This is a genomic window from Pseudonocardia halophobica, from assembly GCF_027922425.1.
Taxonomy (GTDB): Bacteria; Actinomycetota; Actinomycetes; order Mycobacteriales; family Pseudonocardiaceae; genus Pseudonocardia; species Pseudonocardia halophobica.
In genome coordinates this window covers 84457-100484 of sequence record NZ_BSFQ01000018.1, presented here as the reverse complement: position 1 = coordinate 100484, position 16028 = coordinate 84457, and the positions used below count along the sequence as shown (strand labels likewise).

20 protein-coding genes are annotated in these 16028 nt (G+C 75.3%); 12 read left to right on the top strand and 8 right to left on the bottom strand.

Features of this window, described 5'->3' with window-relative positions; translation table 11 throughout:
- Positions 1-14: 14 nt before the first annotated feature.
- Entirely contained in the window at positions 15-1907 is a 1893-nt protein-coding gene (typA, locus tag PKE99_RS21010; RefSeq protein ID WP_037043190.1) for a translational GTPase TypA, read from the bottom strand.
- Between the two features lie 117 nt (positions 1908-2024).
- Between typA and PKE99_RS21005 the strand changes: the two genes are divergently transcribed.
- Entirely contained in the window at positions 2025-2174 is a 150-nt protein-coding gene (locus PKE99_RS21005; RefSeq protein WP_197040530.1) for a hypothetical protein, read from the top strand.
- A 196-nt stretch (positions 2175-2370) separates the two neighbouring features.
- On the opposite strand, the gene PKE99_RS21000 is transcribed toward PKE99_RS21005, so the two are convergent.
- The gene (locus PKE99_RS21000) at positions 2371-3285 is read right to left on the bottom strand and encodes a putative endonuclease domain-containing protein (RefSeq protein WP_051737066.1); all 915 of its coding nucleotides are present in this window, start codon (positions 3283-3285) and stop codon (positions 2371-2373) included.
- Between the two features lie 89 nt (positions 3286-3374).
- Here PKE99_RS21000 and PKE99_RS20995 point away from each other — a divergent pair, with 89 nt between their 5' ends.
- The 3 genes from PKE99_RS20995 to PKE99_RS20985 are packed head-to-tail and all read left to right on the top strand — an operon-like array spanning position 3375 to position 5369.
- Positions 3375-3977, top strand: a complete 603-nt coding sequence (locus PKE99_RS20995) for a TetR/AcrR family transcriptional regulator (protein ID WP_037042936.1) — start codon at positions 3375-3377, stop codon at positions 3975-3977.
- The gene (locus tag PKE99_RS20990) at positions 3974-4861 is read left to right on the top strand and encodes a phosphotransferase family protein (RefSeq protein ID WP_197040531.1); all 888 of its coding nucleotides are present in this window, start codon (positions 3974-3976) and stop codon (positions 4859-4861) included. The genes PKE99_RS20995 and PKE99_RS20990 overlap by 4 nt, the downstream gene beginning before the upstream one ends.
- 34 nt (positions 4862-4895) lie before the next feature.
- Positions 4896-5369, top strand: coding sequence for a nitroreductase/quinone reductase family protein (locus PKE99_RS20985; RefSeq protein WP_037042938.1), 474 nt, complete (start codon positions 4896-4898; stop codon positions 5367-5369).
- Here PKE99_RS20985 and PKE99_RS20980 read toward each other — a convergent pair.
- The 3 genes from PKE99_RS20980 to PKE99_RS20970 are packed head-to-tail and all read right to left on the bottom strand — an operon-like array spanning position 5366 to position 8286.
- Complete coding sequence (locus tag PKE99_RS20980; protein WP_269322949.1) at positions 5366-6214, bottom strand: NUDIX domain-containing protein; 849 nt, start codon at positions 6212-6214, stop codon at positions 5366-5368. The genes PKE99_RS20985 and PKE99_RS20980 overlap by 4 nt on opposite strands.
- A gap of 26 nt (positions 6215-6240) precedes the next feature.
- Positions 6241-7599: a sensor histidine kinase gene (locus tag PKE99_RS20975; protein ID WP_231498120.1), complete on the bottom strand. Its 1359-nt coding sequence runs from the start codon at positions 7597-7599 to the stop codon at positions 6241-6243.
- Positions 7600-7602: 3 nt separating this feature from the next.
- Complete coding sequence (locus PKE99_RS20970) at positions 7603-8286, bottom strand: response regulator transcription factor (protein WP_037042940.1); 684 nt, start codon at positions 8284-8286, stop codon at positions 7603-7605.
- 136 nt (positions 8287-8422) lie between these two features.
- Here PKE99_RS20970 and PKE99_RS20965 point away from each other — a divergent pair, with 136 nt between their 5' ends.
- The 4 genes from PKE99_RS20965 to PKE99_RS20950 are packed head-to-tail and all read left to right on the top strand — an operon-like array spanning position 8423 to position 11571.
- Complete coding sequence (locus PKE99_RS20965) at positions 8423-9451, top strand: LolA family protein (protein WP_037042942.1); 1029 nt, start codon at positions 8423-8425, stop codon at positions 9449-9451.
- Positions 9452-9480: 29 nt separating this feature from the next.
- Positions 9481-10401, top strand: a complete 921-nt coding sequence (locus PKE99_RS20960; protein WP_231498121.1) for an ABC transporter ATP-binding protein — start codon at positions 9481-9483, stop codon at positions 10399-10401.
- Positions 10398-11246, top strand: coding sequence for an ABC transporter permease (locus PKE99_RS20955; RefSeq protein WP_037042946.1), 849 nt, complete (start codon positions 10398-10400; stop codon positions 11244-11246). Before PKE99_RS20960 ends, PKE99_RS20955 begins: the two co-directional genes overlap by 4 nt.
- Before the next feature lie 28 nt (positions 11247-11274).
- Positions 11275-11571 (top strand): 4a-hydroxytetrahydrobiopterin dehydratase, encoded by a 297-nt coding sequence (locus PKE99_RS20950; protein WP_037043196.1) that lies wholly within the window; start codon positions 11275-11277, stop codon positions 11569-11571.
- A gap of 3 nt (positions 11572-11574) precedes the next feature.
- On the opposite strand, the gene PKE99_RS20945 is transcribed toward PKE99_RS20950, so the two are convergent.
- Positions 11575-12171 (bottom strand): hypothetical protein, encoded by a 597-nt coding sequence (locus PKE99_RS20945; RefSeq protein WP_156067348.1) that lies wholly within the window; start codon positions 12169-12171, stop codon positions 11575-11577.
- A gap of 150 nt (positions 12172-12321) precedes the next feature.
- On the opposite strand from PKE99_RS20945, the gene PKE99_RS20940 reads away from it, so the two are divergent.
- The 3 genes from PKE99_RS20940 to PKE99_RS20930 all read left to right on the top strand — a co-directional run bounded on the left by PKE99_RS20940 (position 12322) and on the right by PKE99_RS20930 (position 14527).
- Positions 12322-12807 (top strand): TspO/MBR family protein, encoded by a 486-nt coding sequence (locus PKE99_RS20940; RefSeq protein ID WP_037042950.1) that lies wholly within the window; start codon positions 12322-12324, stop codon positions 12805-12807.
- A 173-nt stretch (positions 12808-12980) separates the two neighbouring features.
- Positions 12981-14060 carry a 3-deoxy-7-phosphoheptulonate synthase gene (locus PKE99_RS20935; protein WP_037042951.1) on the top strand — a complete coding sequence of 360 codons (1080 nt, stop codon included), beginning with the start codon at positions 12981-12983 and terminating at the stop codon, positions 14058-14060.
- Between the two features lie 38 nt (positions 14061-14098).
- On the top strand, positions 14099-14527 hold the full coding sequence (locus PKE99_RS20930) for an SRPBCC family protein (RefSeq protein ID WP_037042953.1): 429 nt from the start codon (positions 14099-14101) through the stop codon (positions 14525-14527).
- 6 nt (positions 14528-14533) lie between these two features.
- On the opposite strand, the gene PKE99_RS20925 is transcribed toward PKE99_RS20930, so the two are convergent.
- Entirely contained in the window at positions 14534-14986 is a 453-nt protein-coding gene (locus PKE99_RS20925; RefSeq protein ID WP_051737067.1) for a pyridoxamine 5'-phosphate oxidase family protein, read from the bottom strand.
- A 141-nt stretch (positions 14987-15127) separates the two neighbouring features.
- Positions 15128-15337 (bottom strand): hypothetical protein, encoded by a 210-nt coding sequence (locus PKE99_RS20920; RefSeq protein ID WP_037042954.1) that lies wholly within the window; start codon positions 15335-15337, stop codon positions 15128-15130.
- 236 nt (positions 15338-15573) lie between these two features.
- On the opposite strand from PKE99_RS20920, the gene PKE99_RS20915 reads away from it, so the two are divergent.
- Positions 15574-16023 carry a DUF6325 family protein gene (locus PKE99_RS20915; protein ID WP_037042963.1) on the top strand — a complete coding sequence of 150 codons (450 nt, stop codon included), beginning with the start codon at positions 15574-15576 and terminating at the stop codon, positions 16021-16023.
- The last annotated feature ends 5 nt before the right edge of the window (positions 16024-16028 follow it).

Genomic DNA, 16028 nt, shown 5'->3' with positions numbered 1-16028 from the left:
GCCCGGGCGCGGGGTCAGCGCGAGACGCCGGCCGCGGCGGCCTTCGCCCGGGCGCGCTGCCGGCCGCGCAGGTGCGAGTCCAGCTCGACCTTGCGGATCCGGACGTTCTCCGGCGTGACCTCGACGCACTCGTCGTTGGCGCAGAACTCGAGGCTCTGCTCCAGCGTGAGGATCGTCGGCGGGGTGAGCTTCACCAGCTCGTCGCCGGTCGACTTGCGCATGTTGGTGAGCTTCTTCTCCCGCACGATGTTGACCTCGAGGTCCTCGTTGCGGGTGTACTCGCCGATGACCATGCCCTCGTAGACCTGGGTGCCCGGGCCGACGAACAGCACGCCGCGGTCGGACAGGGCGTCGACCGCGTACCCGGTGACGGGGCCCGAGCGGTCGGCGATCAGCGAGCCGCGCAGCCGGCTGGAGATCTCGCCGACCCAGGGGCCGTAGCCGTCGAAAACGTGGCTGGCGATGCCCGCGCCGCGGGTGATGGTGAGGAACTCGGTGCGGAAGCCGATCAGGCCCCGGGAGGGGACCCGGAAGTCCAGCCGGACCCGGTTCTCGCCGTGCACCATCTGGATCATCTCGCCCTTGCGGGCGGCGAGCAGCTGGGTGACGGCGCCGAGCGAGTCGGTCGGCACGTCGATCGAGAGGTTCTCGAACGGCTCGTGGAGCTTGCCGTCGATCGTCTTCGTGACGACCTCGGGCTTGCCCACGGTGAGCTCGAAGCCCTCGCGGCGCATGGTCTCGACCAGGATCGCCAGCGCGAGCTCGCCGCGGCCCTGGACCTCCCAGGTGTCGGGGCGCTCGGTGGGCAGCACGCGCAGGCTCACGTTGCCGACGAGCTCGGCGTCCAGCCGGCCCTTGACCTGCCGGGCGGTCAGCTTCTGCCCCGGCTTCGGGTCGCGCCCGACCAGCGGGGAGGTGTTGATGCCGATCGTCATCGAGATTGCCGGCTCGTCGACGTGGATGCGCTCGAGCGGCACGGGGTTCTCCGGGTCCGCGAGCGTGTCGCCGATCATGACGTCCGCGATCCCGGCCACGGCCGCGATGTCGCCCGCCACGGCCTCCTCGGCCGGCACCCGCTGCAGGCCCTCGGTGCGCAGCAGCTCGGTGATCTTGACGCGGGTGACGGTCCCGTCGGCCTGGCACCAGCCGACCTGCTGGCCGCGGCGGAGCACGCCCGCGCGGATGCGGCAGAGCGCGATGCGGCCCAGGAAGGAGGTCGCGTCGAGGTTGGTGACGTGGGCCTGCAGCGGGGCGTTCGGGTCGTCCTTGGGCGCGGGGACCACGTCGAACAGCACGTCGAACAGCGGCTGGAGGTCCTCGGAGTCCGGCAGCTCGCCGTCCGCGGGGCGGTTGCGGCTCGCCCGCCCGGCGCGGCCGGAGGCGTAGACGACCGGGAGGTCCAGCAGGTGTGCGGTCTGGTCCTCGTCGAGGCCCAGCTCGTCCGCCAGCTCGAGCAGCAGCTCCAGCGACTCGTCGACGACCTCCTCGATGCGGGCGTCCGCCCGGTCGGTCTTGTTGACGACGAGCATGACCGGCAGGCCGGCCGAGAGGGTCTTGCGGAGCACGAAGCGGGTCTGCGGGAGCGGGCCCTCGGAGGCGTCGACCAGCAGCACCACGCCGTCGACCATCGACAGGCCGCGCTCGACCTCGCCGCCGAAGTCCGCGTGGCCCGGGGTGTCGATGACGTTGATCGTGACGCCCTGCCAGGTCACGGTGGTGTTCTTGGCGAGAATGGTGATGCCCTTCTCGCGCTCCAGGTCCCCGGAGTCCATGACCCGGTCGACCGGCTCGGCCCGCTCGCCGAAGGCGCCCGAGGCGCGCAGCATCGCGTCGACCAGGGTGGTCTTGCCGTGGTCGACGTGCGCGACGATCGCCACGTTGCGCAGCGCGCGCACGCCGTCGGGCAGGCCGCGGTCGGCGGTCTGCGGGGCGTCGGCGAGAGCGGTTCCGGCTGAGGTCACGATTCACGGTATCCCGGTCGGGCTCTGGACCTTGCCGAGAGGTGAGCCTAGGCTTTCCTCACGATGGCCAAGGTGAAGAAGAAGTGCTGCCGGTCGAAGCCGAAGCGGTGCAAGAGCTGCCCGGTGGTCCACCTGCGGCTGAAGAAGATCGACGCCCGGGGACTGAGCGGCAAGGAGTACACGCGCGCGGTCAAGGCGGCGCGCATCTACTGAGGTCGCGGGCCCGCACGGGCCCGTGTCCGTCCTTCGTGGACGGCGCGCGACGTCCTTCGTGGAGGGTCGGCGGGAGCTTCTGAATCGTTCCCTGCTCGGCCGTCACGAAAGCGTCCGACACCGGTCCCGGCGCGCCCGGACCCGATGACCAAGGTCACACAGTGATCCGGACCGCCGCGGCCGCCGCGCGGCCCGCTCATCCGGCCCTACGGCCGGGCGCCACGGCGCGACCGATCTGGCCCAGCACGGTCTCCGGCCGGGTCGCGAGCTCGTGCCACCGGCAGGTCAGCACCGTCCAGCCCGCCCGGGCCAGCACCCCGCGCCGCCAGAGCGTGCGCCGCCGGGCCTCCGCCCCGAGCGGCCGCGCCCAGCCCTCGGCCTCCACCGCCACCCGTGCCTGCGGGAAGGCCACGGGGAGCACCACCCCGGCCGCCGGGTGCTCCGTGCGCCAGCCGATCACCCGCGCCTCGCGCAGCCGGGACACCAGCAGCCGGACGGCCGCCGGTCCCGCCCGCTCCGCCGTGGCGGCCAGCGCGGCGCGGGCGGCGGTCGCACCGGCCGCGCCGGGATTGCGCGTGTAGGCCCGTGCGACCTCGGCGAACCCGACGTGCGACTGCAGCGCCCGGTCCAGGAACGGGCCGCCCGCCGCGCCCAGCTCGACCGCCGCCTCGAGCACGGTGAGCGACAGGGCCGTGACCGGGACGCCGTACCGACTGGTCCGGTCGTCGTCGGCGAGGTCGCGGCGGCGCACGGTGACGCCCGGCCGGTTCCGGGGCGAGCGGCGTCGCGGCACGGTGACGGCGATGTCGCCCGCGAGCGCCGGGGAGACGCCGTGCCACCAGGAGGCGGCCAGCCCGCTGAGCACCGCGTCGTCGCCTGCCCAGAGGACGGCGGCCCGGACCCGGGCCTCGTCGGTCGGCCGGTGGGTGCGGTCGAGGTAGACGCGCGGGTGCAGCGGTACCCAGTGCCGGCCGGCGAGCCGCCGGTCGATCGCGTCGGGGGACAGGCCGGCGGCCCGCGCCTGCGCCCGCCCGATCACCCCCGCCTGGCGGCGGAGGAGGGCGGCGAGGGCGGGTGGCGCGGCGGGGCTGGGGTGCGTGATCGGCTCCATGCCCGGTTTCGACGGACCCGCCGGCGCCGCGGTTCCCCCGGGACGAAAGACGTTGCCGGATGTGGAGTGACACTCTAGAGTTTCACTCCATGAAGCGGGGCGGCCGGTCCGTGATCGTGGACGCGGCGCTGGCCAGCGTGGAGGAGCGCGGTTGGGAGGCGACGTCGATGCAGGCGGTGCGCGAGCGCGCGGGCGTCAGCAACGGGTCGTTGTTCCACCACTTCCCGACCCGGGCCGATCTCGCGGCGGCGGTCGTGGCGGCCGGGCTCGCCGACCACCGGGCGGTCCTGCTGCGCGCGCTGCACGCGGCGGGAGGCGCGGAGGACGCGGTGCGCCGGGTCGTGGCGCGGCACCTGCGATGGATCGAGGACAACCCGCAGCTGGCCCGGCTGTTCCTCCACTCGCCGCCGGACGTGCTGCGGACGATGCTCGACGACGCGGCGCTCGACGCCAAGCGCGGCTTCGCGGAGGAGATCGACGACTGGTTGCGCGGCCACGGGTGGTCCGGCGCGCCGGACCTCACCGTGGTCGTCGCGCTGTGGATCGGGCCGGTGCACGAGTACGCCCGCGGGTGGCTCGCCTCCCCCGGGCCCTCGCCGGCGCTCGTCTCGGACGCCCTGGCCGAGGGGGCATGGCGGGCAGTGGGCCCGCTCCTGCGGTCCCCGGGCGGATCCGCCGGGGGCCGGTCGTGAGCGCGGCGCACGACGTTCCCCGCGGGCCGGCCGAGGTCGCCGCACGGCTCGCCCGGCACCTGCCGGGGCTGCGGGCCGATACGGTGACCCCGCTCGGCTCGGGCCTCGACCACGATGCCTACGACGTCGACGGCACGCTGGTCGTCCGCTACCGCCGCGAGCCCGACCGGGAGACGACGGCGGCCGCGGTGCGGCGGGAGGCCGCGCTGTTGCGGCGGGTCGCGGAGGTCTGCCCCGTGCCCGTCCCGCCGGTGCGGCTCGTCCTGCCCGAGGAGGGGTGCCTGGTCCTCGGCAGGCTGGCCGGTGCTCCGTTGCTCGATCGCACCGGTGCGGAACGCGCCGCGGTGGCACCCGGGCTCGGGGCGACGCTGGGCGCCGTGCTCGCCGCGCTGCACGACCTGCCGCTGGACCGGCTGGACGCGGAGGTGGCCGTCGACGACGTCCCGCCCGAGGAGTGGCACGACGAGGCCGCCGAGACGTACCCGACCGTGCGGAGCGAGATTCCTCCCGAGTTCCGGGCCGGGGTGGAGCGGTTCCTGTCCGGGCCCCCGGCGCCCGTCGCTCCCCGCCTCGCCTTCACCCACAACGACCTGGGCGTGGAGCACGTGCTCGTCGACGACGGCCGGGTCACGGGGATCATCGACTGGAGCGACGCCGCGATCGCCGACCCGGCGGTCGACCTCGGCCGGATCCTGCGCGACCTCGGGCCCGCCGCGCTCGACAGTGCCCTCACTGCGTACGGCGCGGAGGGTGGGGATGTGCTGCGCGCCAGCGCGCTCTTCTACGCCCGTTGCACCCTGCTCGAGGATCTCGCCTTCGGCCTGCATCCGGGCCACGAGCGCTACGCGACCAAGAGCCTGGAGGCGCTGCCGTGGCTCTTCTGACCTGCTGCGACCCGCGTCCGGAGGGAGCCGACCCGTGGCCGTGAGGCGATGGCTGTACCGCGGCGGACGACCGAACCGCCTGGCGCGCGGCGCCGACCGGCTCACGGCCGCGCTCTTCGCGCGGGGTGCGGGGCCCGACCACCTCGTCGCCCTGGAGGTGCGGGGCCGCAGGTCCGGGCACACCGTCGGCCTGCCGCTGGTGGTGGCCGAGGTGCACGGCGAGCGCTACCTGGTGTCCATGCTCGGCGAGCACGTGAACTGGGTGCGCAACGTGCGGGCGGCGGAGGGCGAGGCCGTCCTCCGCCACGGCCGTCGCGAGGAGGTGCACCTCGACGAGGTCGCGCCGGAGCAGCGCGCGCCGGTCCTGAAGGCCTATGTCGGGCGCGCGCCGAACGCGCGGACGCACATCCCGGTCGACAAGGACGCGCCGCTCCGGGAGTTCGCGCGGGTGGCGCCGCGGTACCCGGTCTTCCGCGTGGTCCCGAGACACAGCGCAGCGGACCGTTAGGCCCGGAGAAGGGCCTCCAGGTCCCCGACGACCGCACGGTCCGCGTCGACCCAGGCGACGGTCGGCAGCTCCCGTTCGGTCAGCCAGCGCACCGCGAGATGCTCGAGCGCCTTGGGCTCCGGGGAGTCCGGGCGCAGCACCGCGGCGTACATCCGCAGCACCAGGGCCCCGCCCGGGGTCGTGACGGGCAGGTCCGTGCCCACCCGCTCGCCCACCTCGACCTGGGCGGCGAGCTCCTCGGCGCACTCGCGGGCCAGGGCCTCCGGCTCCGACTCGCCCGGCTCGGCGCGGCCGCCGGGCAGCTCCCACCGGCCCCGCAGGTCGGCGGGCCGCGACCGCTGCGCGGCGAGCACCGCCCCGTCGCGGACGATCGCCGCCCCGACGACGGCGGGCGCGCCGGCCAGCTCCTCGGCGCGCCGCCGGTACACCGCCGACCGGGAGGCGAGCATGTCCCGCATCAGCCGCCGGACCAGGATCGCGTCGCCGATCCGGCCGAGCGCGCCGAAGGGCGAGCGCCAGCGGATCTCGTCCCGCATGACCGTTCCGCCCGGCGCGTCGGCCAGGGTCGTGGTGTGCACCAGGCCCTTCGCGAGGCCGCCGGCCAGCTCGGACACCATCCCGTCGACACCCACGGACCGGATCCGCGAGCGGTAGGGAAGCCGGACGCCGGGGGCGAGCCGGGCCTCGAGGAGCACCTCGTCGCCGGGAACGAGCAACCGGACGGCGGCGGAGTACCGGTGCCCGGCCTCCCGCAGCGACTCGCCGGCCGCCTCGCCGTCCCGCACCACGCCGGCGACCAGCCGGCGGGGTGCCGCGATCAGGGTCGAGCAGCTCTCCACGGGCACGACCCGGGATCGTTCCAGACGCAGGGTCAGGGCGCGGGCCAGCGCACCTCCAGCCGCGCCCCGCCCCACGCGGACCCGCCGGCCGACACCTCCCCGCCCCGCCCGCGCACCAGGGCCGCGACCAGCGCCAACCCCAGCCCGGCGTGCCCGCCGCCGGCCTCCTGGGACAGCCGGGTGAACCGGTCGAACACCCGCACCCGGTCCGCCTCGGGGATGCCCGGGCCGTCGTCGGAGACCACGAGCCGGGTCACGCGCCCGGCCGGCAGCACCTCGATCCGGACGCGGGTCGCGGCGTAACGGGCGGCGTTTCCGAGCAGGTTGTCGAGCACCAGCGCGACCTCCGCCTGCCCGGCCGCGGCCAGCGCGACCCCCGGCGCGAGCAGCTCCGGCGCCGGGCCCTCGGTGACCCGGTCGATCGCGGCGCGGGCCGCCTCGACGAGGTCGACGGGTTCGGGGTCGGGCCGCTGACCGGCGTCGGCGCGGGCGAGGGCCATCAGGTCGGCGAGCAGGCCGGAGAGCCGCTGGGCCTCGACGGCGACGTCGCGCAGCGTCTCCTCGGCCAGCCCCGGGTCCGGGTGCGCCACCGCCACCTCGGCCTGCGCGCGGATCGCGGCGACCGGGGAGCGCAGCTCGTGGGCGGCGTCGCCGGTGAACCGCTCGAGCCGGGTGACGGCGTCGTCGCGGCGGGCGAGCAGGGAGTTCAGCTCCTCGGCGAGGGCGCGCAGCTCGTCGTGCGCGGCGGGGACCGGCAGCCGCCGCCCGGGCGGGAGCGCGGCGGCCGCCGCCCGCATCCGGTCGACGGGCCGCAGCGCCGCCCGCGTCGCCACCCAGGCCGCCAGCGCCACGACCGCCGCGGCCAGCAACCCCGCCACCACGAACCCGACGGCCGCGCGGGCCAGCAGCGTCGCCCCGCCGACGAGGTCGCCCGAGGCGAACACCAGCCGGGTAGACCCGTCGGGCAGGATCGCCGGGTCGGCGACCCAATGGACGGCGGTGCCGTCGAGGAACACGTTCTCGGCCCGCCCGGCAGCGAGGTCCCGGACGTCGCGCGCGGTCATCGGCAGCGGCCCGCGCCCGTCGACGGGTGTGCCCGCGGTGTCGGTGATCCGGATCGACGGCGGGGTGGCCCGGTCCGCGACGGCCCCGCCCTGCTCCAGGCGCGTCACGACGACCCCGGCCTGCGCGTGCAGCTCGTTGTCCGCCGCCGCGATCAGCGTGGTGTACAGCAGGTTCACCCCGAGCCGGCTCAGGGCGAGCAGTGCGACCAGCGCGACCACGCCCACCGCGGTGGTGATCCGGAAGCGCAACGTGCGGCGCCGCCACCAGCCGCGGATCCGCAGGACGCGGGAGCGCGCCAGGCCGCGGGCGAACCGGCGCCGCAACACGCCTCAGCCCGATCCGACGAGGTACCCGTGCCCGCGGACGGTGCGCAGCACGTGCCCGGCGCCGACGGCGTCGAGCTTGCGGCGCAGGTACCCCACGTAGACCTCGACGACGTTGCGGCTCGCGGCCTGCTCGTCGCCCCACACCAGGCGGAGCAGCTCGTCCTTGGCCACGGCGGTGTCCGGCCGGCGGGCGAGCGCGTGCAGCAGCTCGAACTCCCGCGGCGACAGCTCGACCGGGGCGTCCTCCCAGGTCACCGACCGCGACGCGGGGTCGACGACGAGCCCGCCCAGCCGGACCCGTTGCCCGGACCGGCCGAGCGCGGCGTCGCGCCGGCGCAGCATCGCCTTGAGCTGCGCCACGAGCACGACGAACGAGAAGGGCTTGACGAGGTAGCCGTCCGCGCCGAGGTCCAGCCCGTCCGCCTGGTCGACCTCGCCGTCCTTGGCGGACACCATCAGGACGGGCGTGTCGACGCCGGCCGCGCGCATCCGCTCCAGCACCCGGTACCCGGAGAGCCCGGGCAGGATGATGTCGAGCACGACGGCGTCGAACCCGCCGGTCAGTGCGGCGCGCAGCGCGGAGTTGCCGTCGCCGACCGCGACGACCTCCATCCCCTCGGCGGTGAGCCCGCGGGCGAGCGCCGTCCGCACCCCGGGCTCGTCGTCCACCACCAGCACCCTGGCCATCGTCGACAACGTACCGCCGAACGGGCGCCCGACCTCAGCATTACCGTTCGGCTCCGCACGCTCCGCTCAGTCGTTTCTCAGCGGCGGGGTGTCCGGTTGAGGGCCCTCTCAGCCCCGATGCGTCAGGCTTACCGGCATGGCAGTGGGAACGGCAGGACGGCTGTGGGCCCGGATCGGGACGGGCGTGGCGATCGCGGGCGCGGTCGGGCTGGGACTGGTGGCGATGCCCGCCGGCGCGGGTGCGGCGCCCGAGCTGCCGCCGGTCTCGCCCGAGGACCTGGTGACCTCGGTCGCGCAGGCGAACCCCGGCCCGCTCAACGGCACGGTCGAGCTGGACAACGCGCTCGGGCTGCCCGCGATCCCCGGCGCGCCGGAGCTCGCGAACGGCACGAAGGAGGCCCGCGTCTGGTCGGACGGGGCGGGCAAGGGCCGCGTCGCGCTGCCGTCGGACCAGGGCGAGAAGACGCTGGTCTCCGACGGGACCACCGCCTGGTCGTACGACTCCACGGACCGCACCGCCACGAAGAAGGCCGTGACGCCGGGCGAGCACCGGCCCGACGCCGGCGCCGCGGATCCCACCCGCTCGGCGGCCGACGCGATCGAGCGGCTGCGCACCACCAGCACCGTGAGCGTCGACGGCACCGCGGAGGTGGCGGGCCGCCCGGCGTACGAGCTGGTCCTGGCGCCCAAGCCCACCGAGCGGACGCTGCTGCGCGAGGTCCGGATCGCCGTCGACTCGGAGAAGCGGATCCCGTTGCGGCTCACCGTCCTGGCCACCGGCTCGGCCGACCCGGCCTTCGAGGTCGGGTTCACCGACATCACGTTCGGCCCGCAGGACCCGGCCCTGTTCACCTTCACCCCGCCGCCCGGCACCACGGTGAAGGACGCCCCGCAGGGCGGCGACCACGGCGGGAGGCCGGCCGGCGCCGAACCGACCGTCGTCGGCGACGGGTGGGACACGGTCGTGATCGGGAAGCGCCCCGCCCAGGAGCAGGCCCCGCAGGGCGGCCCGGACCTCTCGCAGCTCGGCACCCCGGTCAGCGGGTCGTGGGGCAGCGGACGACTGGTCACCACCGCCGTGGCGAGCGCGATCCTGACCGACGACGGCCGGGTCGCCGCGGGCGCCGTGCCCGAGCAGGTGCTCACCGAGGCCCTCTCGAAGTGACGACCTCCCCCGTGCGGGAGGCTGCGCGGGTGACCGCCGCTCCCGCCGCCCGCGCCGCCGGCCTGCGGAAGGTGTACGGCCGCACGGTCGCGGTGGCGGGCCTCGACCTCGAGGTCCCCACCGGCGCCGTGCTCGGCATGCTCGGGCCCAACGGCTCCGGCAAGACCACCCTGATCCGGATGCTGCTCGGGCTGACCCGCCCCACCGCGGGCACCGCCGAGCTGCTCGGCCGGCCCCTGTCGCACGTCGCCGCCGCGCTCCCGCACGTTGGGGCGCTGGTCGAGGGGCCGGGCTTCCACCCGTTCCTGTCGGGGCGGGAGAACCTGCGCCGCATGGCCGCCGCCGAACCGCTGCTCGACGCGGCGGCGATCCCGCGGGCCGTCGGCGACGCCCTGGAACGCGTCGGGCTCACCCACGCGGCCGACCGCCGGTTCCGCGGCTACTCCCTCGGCATGAAGCAGCGGCTCGGGCTGGCCGGGGCACTGCTCGTCCCCCGCCGGCTGGTGGTGCTCGACGAGCCGACCAACGGCCTCGACCCGGCCGGCACCCGGGACGTCCGGGCGATCATCGCCGACCTGCACGCCGCGGGCTCCACGGTGATCGTCTCCTCGCACCTGCTGGCCGAGGTGGAGGCGACCTGCACGCACGTCGCCGTCCTGCAGTCCGGGTCGCTGGTCGCGGCCGGGGAGCTGCGGGGGCTGCTCGACTCGCGGACCGGCGGCCTCGTGATCGTGACGCCGGACGTCGAGCCCGCCCTGCGCTTGCTGGCCGAGGCCGGCGCGGTCGCCACCCGCGACACCGGCGGCGAGCCCGGCGTGGTCGTGACGGACGGTCCGGAGCCGCCCGAGATCGTCGCGCTGCTGGTGCGCGCGGGCGTCGCGGTGCACGAGGCACGCCGGCGCCGCCCGCGGCTGGAGGAGCTGTTCGCGCAGCTCACGGAGGGGTCATGACGATCACCGCGGAGACCGGGCCGGACACCCGCGCCGCCGCTCCCCTGGGCCGGCTGCTCGCGGCCGAGGTCCGCTGGGTGTTCCGCCGCCCCCGCACGCTGGTCACGCTGGGGCTGTTCGCGCTGATCCCGGTCCTCATCGCGATCGGGGTGGTGGTCGCCGACCGCGACGGCGGGGGCGGGCTGATCGGGGCGGTCGCCGGAAACGGGCTGGTGCTCCCGATCGCTGCCCTCACCGTCGCCCTGGCGCTGCTGCTGCCGCTCGCCGTGGCGATGGCGGCGGCCGACGCGATCGCGGGCGAGGCCGCCAACGGCACCCTGCGCGGGCTGCTGCTCGCGCCCGTCAGCAGGCTGCGGCTGGTCGGGGTGAAGGCCTTCGGCGTGCTGGTCGTGGCCGCCGCCGCGGCGCTCGCGATCGCCGTCGTCGGGGTGCTGGCGGGCATGATCGTGGTGGGCAGCGCGGACGGCGGGATGGTCACCCTGTCGGGCACCACGCTCGGCCTCGGCGCCGGGCTGGCCCGGGTCGCGCTGGTCACCGTGTGGGTCGTCGGGCAGCTGGCGGCGGTGGGGGCCGTGGCGCTGGCGGTGTCGTCGCTGACCGAGCACCCGCTCGTCGTGCTGGCGAGCGTGCTGGGCGGGCTGATCGCGTTCGGGGTGCTGTCCGCGATCCCGGCGCTCGACTGGCTGCAGCGGTGGCTGCTCACCTCGGGCTGGTCGGCGGGGGCGGACGCGCTGCGGTACCCGATCACGCTCGACGCCATGGGCTCGTCGACGCTGCGGGCGCTCTGCTACACGGCGATCGGCATCGGCTTCACCCTCTGGCGCATGCAGCGCAGGGATGCCTGAGCGGGCCGGCTGCTCCATGATGGCCGGCATGGCCGAACTGCTGGACGACGACGCCGTCACCGCCGCGCTGGCCGACCTGCCCGGCTGGGAGCGCGACGGGAACGCGATCGTGCGCACCGCCGAGCTGCCGAGCTTCCCCGACGCGATCACCGTCGTCGACCGGGTGGCCGAGGACGCCGAGGAGCGCAACCACCACCCGGACATCGACATCCGCTGGCGGAAGGTCACCTTCCGGCTGTCGACGCACTCCGCCGGCGGGCTCACCGCGATGGACACCGAGCTCGCGGCGCAGATCTCCGCCCGGATCGACGCCGCCGGCCGGTAGTCCTCAGCCCCGGGGCCGCGTGACGCGCAGGTCCGCGAGGAACGACTCGACGAGGCTCGCCGCCGGACCCACCGCGTACCGCTTGTGCGCCGCCTCGGGTCCCTCGAGCAGGTAGCCCGTCGACGGGGCCGCCGCGGGCCGGTCCGGCTGCGACCGCGCGATCTCCGCGCCGTACACCGCCGCCGCGACCTCGGTGGCGTGCGCGACGGCGGCCCGGTCCGGCCGGTCCGCGAGCTCGCCCGGCGCGAGGATCCCCAGGCCCGGACCGGGATCGAAGCCGACGACCTCGCTGAGCGCGGCGAGCAGGTCGTCCTCCGCGTCGGTGTGCAACGGGCGCCGCAGGCCGAGCCGGTGCACCGGGACCGACCGCAGCCCGCACCGGGCGAGCAGGCGCGTGTCCGCGTCCACCGCCACGAGGATCTCGACCTCCGCGCCACCCGTGACGAGGTGCTGGAGGAGGCCGCCGGCCTCGGCCAGCAGTTCGGCGCCGTCGACCGCCGCCGCCACCACGCGCGACGCCCGCTCCAGCGGCGTCACGGGGAGGCGGTGGCGTCCGGTCCGCAGCGGCTCGGTCCCGGGTTCGCACAGTTCGCTGATCATCACCTGTCCAAATGGGGAGGACTCCATCTGGGAGATCGAGGGAGGTCGTGACGGCGTTATGCGCGCTCGCGGCCGCGTGCGGCGAGCGGTAGATCGGTCGGCGAGCGGTTCGTCGCGCGGAAAGTCTCTCGATGGTCGAGACTGTCCGCTATGACCGTTCACGCGTCCCGGGTCCGTCCGCCCGCCCTGCTCGCGCTGCTCGGGTTCGTCGCCGCGGTGGTGGTCGTCGCCGTGGTCGGCGGGCTCGCCTCGGCGTCGGCCGCCGAGCAGTACGCCTCGTTCGCCCGGCCCTCCTGGGCACCGCCGTCGTGGCTGTTCGGGCCGGTCTGGACAGTGCTCTACGCGACGATCGCGGTGTCCGGCTGGCTCGTCTGGCGCCGGGCCGGGCTGACCGCGCCCGCACACGTCGTCTACGCCGTGCAGCTCCTGCTGAACATGGCCTGGACCCCGCTGTTCTTCGCCGCCGGGCTCCCGGGCGTCGCGTTCGCCGAGATCGTGCTGCTGTGGCTGTCGATCGTCGCGACGATCGCGCTGTTCGCCCGGCACAGCCGCGCCGCGGCCTGGCTGCTCGTGCCCTACCTGGGCTGGGTCACCTTCGCGGCGGCGCTCAACTACGCCATCTGGACGCTCGGCTGAGCACGGCTGCTACGGTGGTGTGCATGGCGCGCCGATACTGGTTTAGCGGGCCGGCCCGGGATGGGTCGGCACGCAGCCAGCTGCGCTGACCCATCCCCACGAGAGCCGGTAACCACCTGGGCCGGCTCGGCGGATGTGTGACCGGGGCCGGTCCGCGAAAGGACCCCACCCCGATGTCCCCCCTCGACACCGCCGCCGCGACGATCTCCACGGCCGCGCTCGACCAGCACCGCACGGCCCGGATCAGCCCGCTGCTCTCCCCCGCGCTGCTGCGCGACGAGCTGCCGGCCGACGACCGGGTCGCCGACGTGGTCACCCGTGGCCGGGCGGACGTCGTCGACGTCCTCGACGGCCGCGACGACCGGCTGCTGGTCGTCGTCGGCCCCTGCTCGATCCACGACCCCGCCGCGGCGCTCGACTACGCGCACCGGCTCGCGGCGCAGGCGGAGCGGCTCTCCGGGGACCTGCTCGTCGTGATGCGGGCGTACTTCGAGAAGCCCCGCTCGACCGTCGGCTGGAAGGGCCTGATCAACGACCCGGGCCTCGACGGCAGCTTCGACGTCAACCGCGGCCTGCGCACCGCCCGCCGGCTGCTGCTCGACATCACCGCCCTGGGCCTGCCGGTCGGGTGCGAGTTCCTCGACCCGATCACCCCGCAGTTCATCGCCGACACCGTGACGTGGGGCTCCATCGGTGCCCGGACCGCGGCGTCCCAGGTGCACCGGCAGCTGGTCAGCGGGCTGTCGATGCCGGTCGGCATCAAGAACGGCACGGACGGCGACGTCCAGGTCGCCGTCGACGGCATCGGCGCGGCCGCGGCCCCGCACGTGTTCATGGGGATCAACCCGGACGGGCTCGCGGCGCTGGTGCGCACCACCGGCAACCCCGACGCGCACGTGATCCTGCGCGGCGGCGCGGCCGGCCCGAACTTCTCCGCCGAGGACGTGGCCGACGCACGGGAGCGGCTCGCGAAGGCAGGCCTGCCCGAGCGCGTGGTCGTCGACGCCAGCCACGGGAACTCGCGCAAGGACCACGTCCGGCAGGCCGAGGTGGTGCGGGAGATCGCGGGGCGGATCGCCGACGGCGACATCGGCGTGACCGGGCTGATGATGGAGAGCTTCCTGGTCGAGGGGAACCAGTCCCTCGGCGGCGAGCTCGTCTACGGGCGGTCGGTCACGGACAAGTGCCTGTCCTGGGACACCACCTCCACCCTGCTCGACGAGCTCGCGGCGGCGGTGCGCGCCCGGCGCTGACCGGGGTGGGCCGGCCGCCCGGTGGGTATCCGTTCGGCATGGGTGACTACGAACACTCCACCACCGTGGCGGCCGAGCCCGACGCGCTGTTCCGCTACCTGTCCGACGTGCACAACCTCCCGGACTACTTCGACTCCATGCGCGAGGCCGAGCCGACCGGCAGCGCCGCCACCGGCGACGTGCCCGGCGGGGCCGAGGAGGTGCACGTCGTCGCGGACGTCGACGGCGAGCGCAAGGAGGGCGAGGCCTGGTTCGACAGCGACCCGGCCCTGCGCTCCCTGCGCTGGGGGTCCGAGGGGCCGAACGGCTACCACGGCGAGCTGTCCGTGAACGTCGCGGCCGAGGGCTCCGAGGTCACCGTCACCCTGCACACCGAGCACGTCGACGGCGACCGGATCCGCGCCGGCCTCGAACACACCCTCGCCGAGATCAAGCAGAAGGTGGAGAGCCCGACCAACCCCTCCTGAGCACAATCAGACGATCCTTCGGTGGTCCAGCCCGCCCGGGCCGGGCCGCCAGGAGACGATCTTCGTCACCGTGACGACGACCGGCTGGGAGAAGGTGCGGAGCCATTCGGCGAAGCTCTGCCCGCCCAGCAGGACGCGGTACTTCTCCTCGAAGGGCGCCAGGTCGTCGACGACGTCGTCGGCGCCGGCGAGGGTGGCGTCGCCCTCGCCGAGCACGATGTCCGTGCCGCCCGCGGCGCTGTCGAGCGAGAAGCCCACCGCGGGGTTCCGCCGCATCCGCCCGACCTTCGCCGTGTCCGGGCGGCTGAACACCACGATCCGCGGGTCCGCGAACAGGAACCAGACCGGCGCCGTGTGCGGCCGGGCGGTGCGGTCCACCGTGCTCAGCCACAGGATCGGCTCGTGCGCGAGCCGGGCTGCGGTGGCGGCGTCCTGCGGGCCGAGCAGCGGGTCGGTCACGCGGGTACTCCAGCAGCAGCGGCCCCCGCGGGGCAAGCGACGCGGCCACACGCTGCACCCACCCGGCGTAGTGGACCGCCCGCCGCGGGCACCCGTGGGACCGGGTGGAGCGGACTCGGAGCGCCGCGCCGGTCCGCGCGATCACGGCGGGTTCACCGAGCCCGCGGTCTCGACCACCTCCGCGGTGTCGGAGACGGAGTTCGCCGCGCTGGCCGCCGCGGAGTCGTCGCGCCCGAACACGAGGGCGGCAGCGATCGCGACGATGGCGAGCCCTACCCGGCCGCCGTCGCCGCGGACGAACACCACGATGGCCGCGATCACGAAGATGCCGACGAGGTACGTCATGGTCATCGGGCTCCCCTCAGGAAGCCGATCAATCCCCGCTCGTCCCTTCTCCTCCAGGTCGGCGCCACCATCCGGACCTCGTCGTCGCCCGACGACCCCACGCGCGACGACCGACGACGTGCAGTGATCGCCGCGGTCCGCGTCGCGAAGTCGTCCGTCAGGGGTGAGCCGTCCCGTGCCGGCGCTGCCTAGCGTCCGATGCGGCCGGACCATTCCGGGCGGGACGGGAGAGTGGTGCAGCGATGCCGGATCAGATCAGCGCGGGGCCGATCGACTTCGTGCTCCTGGAGTTCCCCGACGACGCCGACACGAAGGCCTGCGGCGATGCGCTCATGGACCTCGTCCGGCGCGACATCGTCCGCCTCTACGACCTCACGGTGATCCGCAAGGCCGCCGACGGGTCGTACTCGGGCATCGACCTCACCGACGTGACGTCCGCCGGGATCGGCGGCTTCACCGCGTTCGAGGGCGCGCAGTCGGGGCTCATCCACGACGACGACGTGCGGGCGGTCGCCGAGCTCATGCGGCCGGGCACGATGGCCGCGCTCATCCTCTACGAGAACTACTGGGCCGCACCGCTCGTGGGGGCGGTGCTCGACGCGGGCGGGGAGCTCGTCGCGAGCCAGCGGATCCCGGCGCCGGACGTGCTCGAGGCCGTGGAGCGGCTCGAGGCCGTCGCCCGGCCGAGCTGAGGGAG

Bases quoted from the DNA above. Each gene is read 5' to 3' on its own strand.
- PKE99_RS21005 (WP_197040530.1), top strand. From the start codon at position 2,025: ATGGCCAAGGTGAAGAAGAAGTGCTGCCGGTCGAAGCCGAAGCGGTGC.
- PKE99_RS21000 (WP_051737066.1), bottom strand. From the start codon at position 3,285: ATGGAGCCGATCACGCACCCCAGCCCCGCCGCGCCACCCGCCCTCGCC.
- PKE99_RS20995 (WP_037042936.1), top strand. From the start codon at position 3,375: ATGAAGCGGGGCGGCCGGTCCGTGATCGTGGACGCGGCGCTGGCCAGC.
- PKE99_RS20970 (WP_037042940.1), bottom strand. From the start codon at position 8,286: ATGGCCAGGGTGCTGGTGGTGGACGACGAGCCCGGGGTGCGGACGGCG.
- PKE99_RS20965 (WP_037042942.1), top strand. From the start codon at position 8,423: ATGGCAGTGGGAACGGCAGGACGGCTGTGGGCCCGGATCGGGACGGGC.
- PKE99_RS20955 (WP_037042946.1), top strand. From the start codon at position 10,398: ATGACGATCACCGCGGAGACCGGGCCGGACACCCGCGCCGCCGCTCCC.
- PKE99_RS20950 (WP_037043196.1), top strand. From the start codon at position 11,275: ATGGCCGAACTGCTGGACGACGACGCCGTCACCGCCGCGCTGGCCGAC.
- PKE99_RS20945 (WP_156067348.1), bottom strand. From the start codon at position 12,171: ATGATCAGCGAACTGTGCGAACCCGGGACCGAGCCGCTGCGGACCGGA.
- PKE99_RS20940 (WP_037042950.1), top strand. From the start codon at position 12,322: ATGACCGTTCACGCGTCCCGGGTCCGTCCGCCCGCCCTGCTCGCGCTG.
- PKE99_RS20935 (WP_037042951.1), top strand. From the start codon at position 12,981: ATGTCCCCCCTCGACACCGCCGCCGCGACGATCTCCACGGCCGCGCTC.
- PKE99_RS20930 (WP_037042953.1), top strand. From the start codon at position 14,099: ATGGGTGACTACGAACACTCCACCACCGTGGCGGCCGAGCCCGACGCG.
- PKE99_RS20920 (WP_037042954.1), bottom strand. From the start codon at position 15,337: ATGACCATGACGTACCTCGTCGGCATCTTCGTGATCGCGGCCATCGTG.
- PKE99_RS20915 (WP_037042963.1), top strand. From the start codon at position 15,574: ATGCCGGATCAGATCAGCGCGGGGCCGATCGACTTCGTGCTCCTGGAG.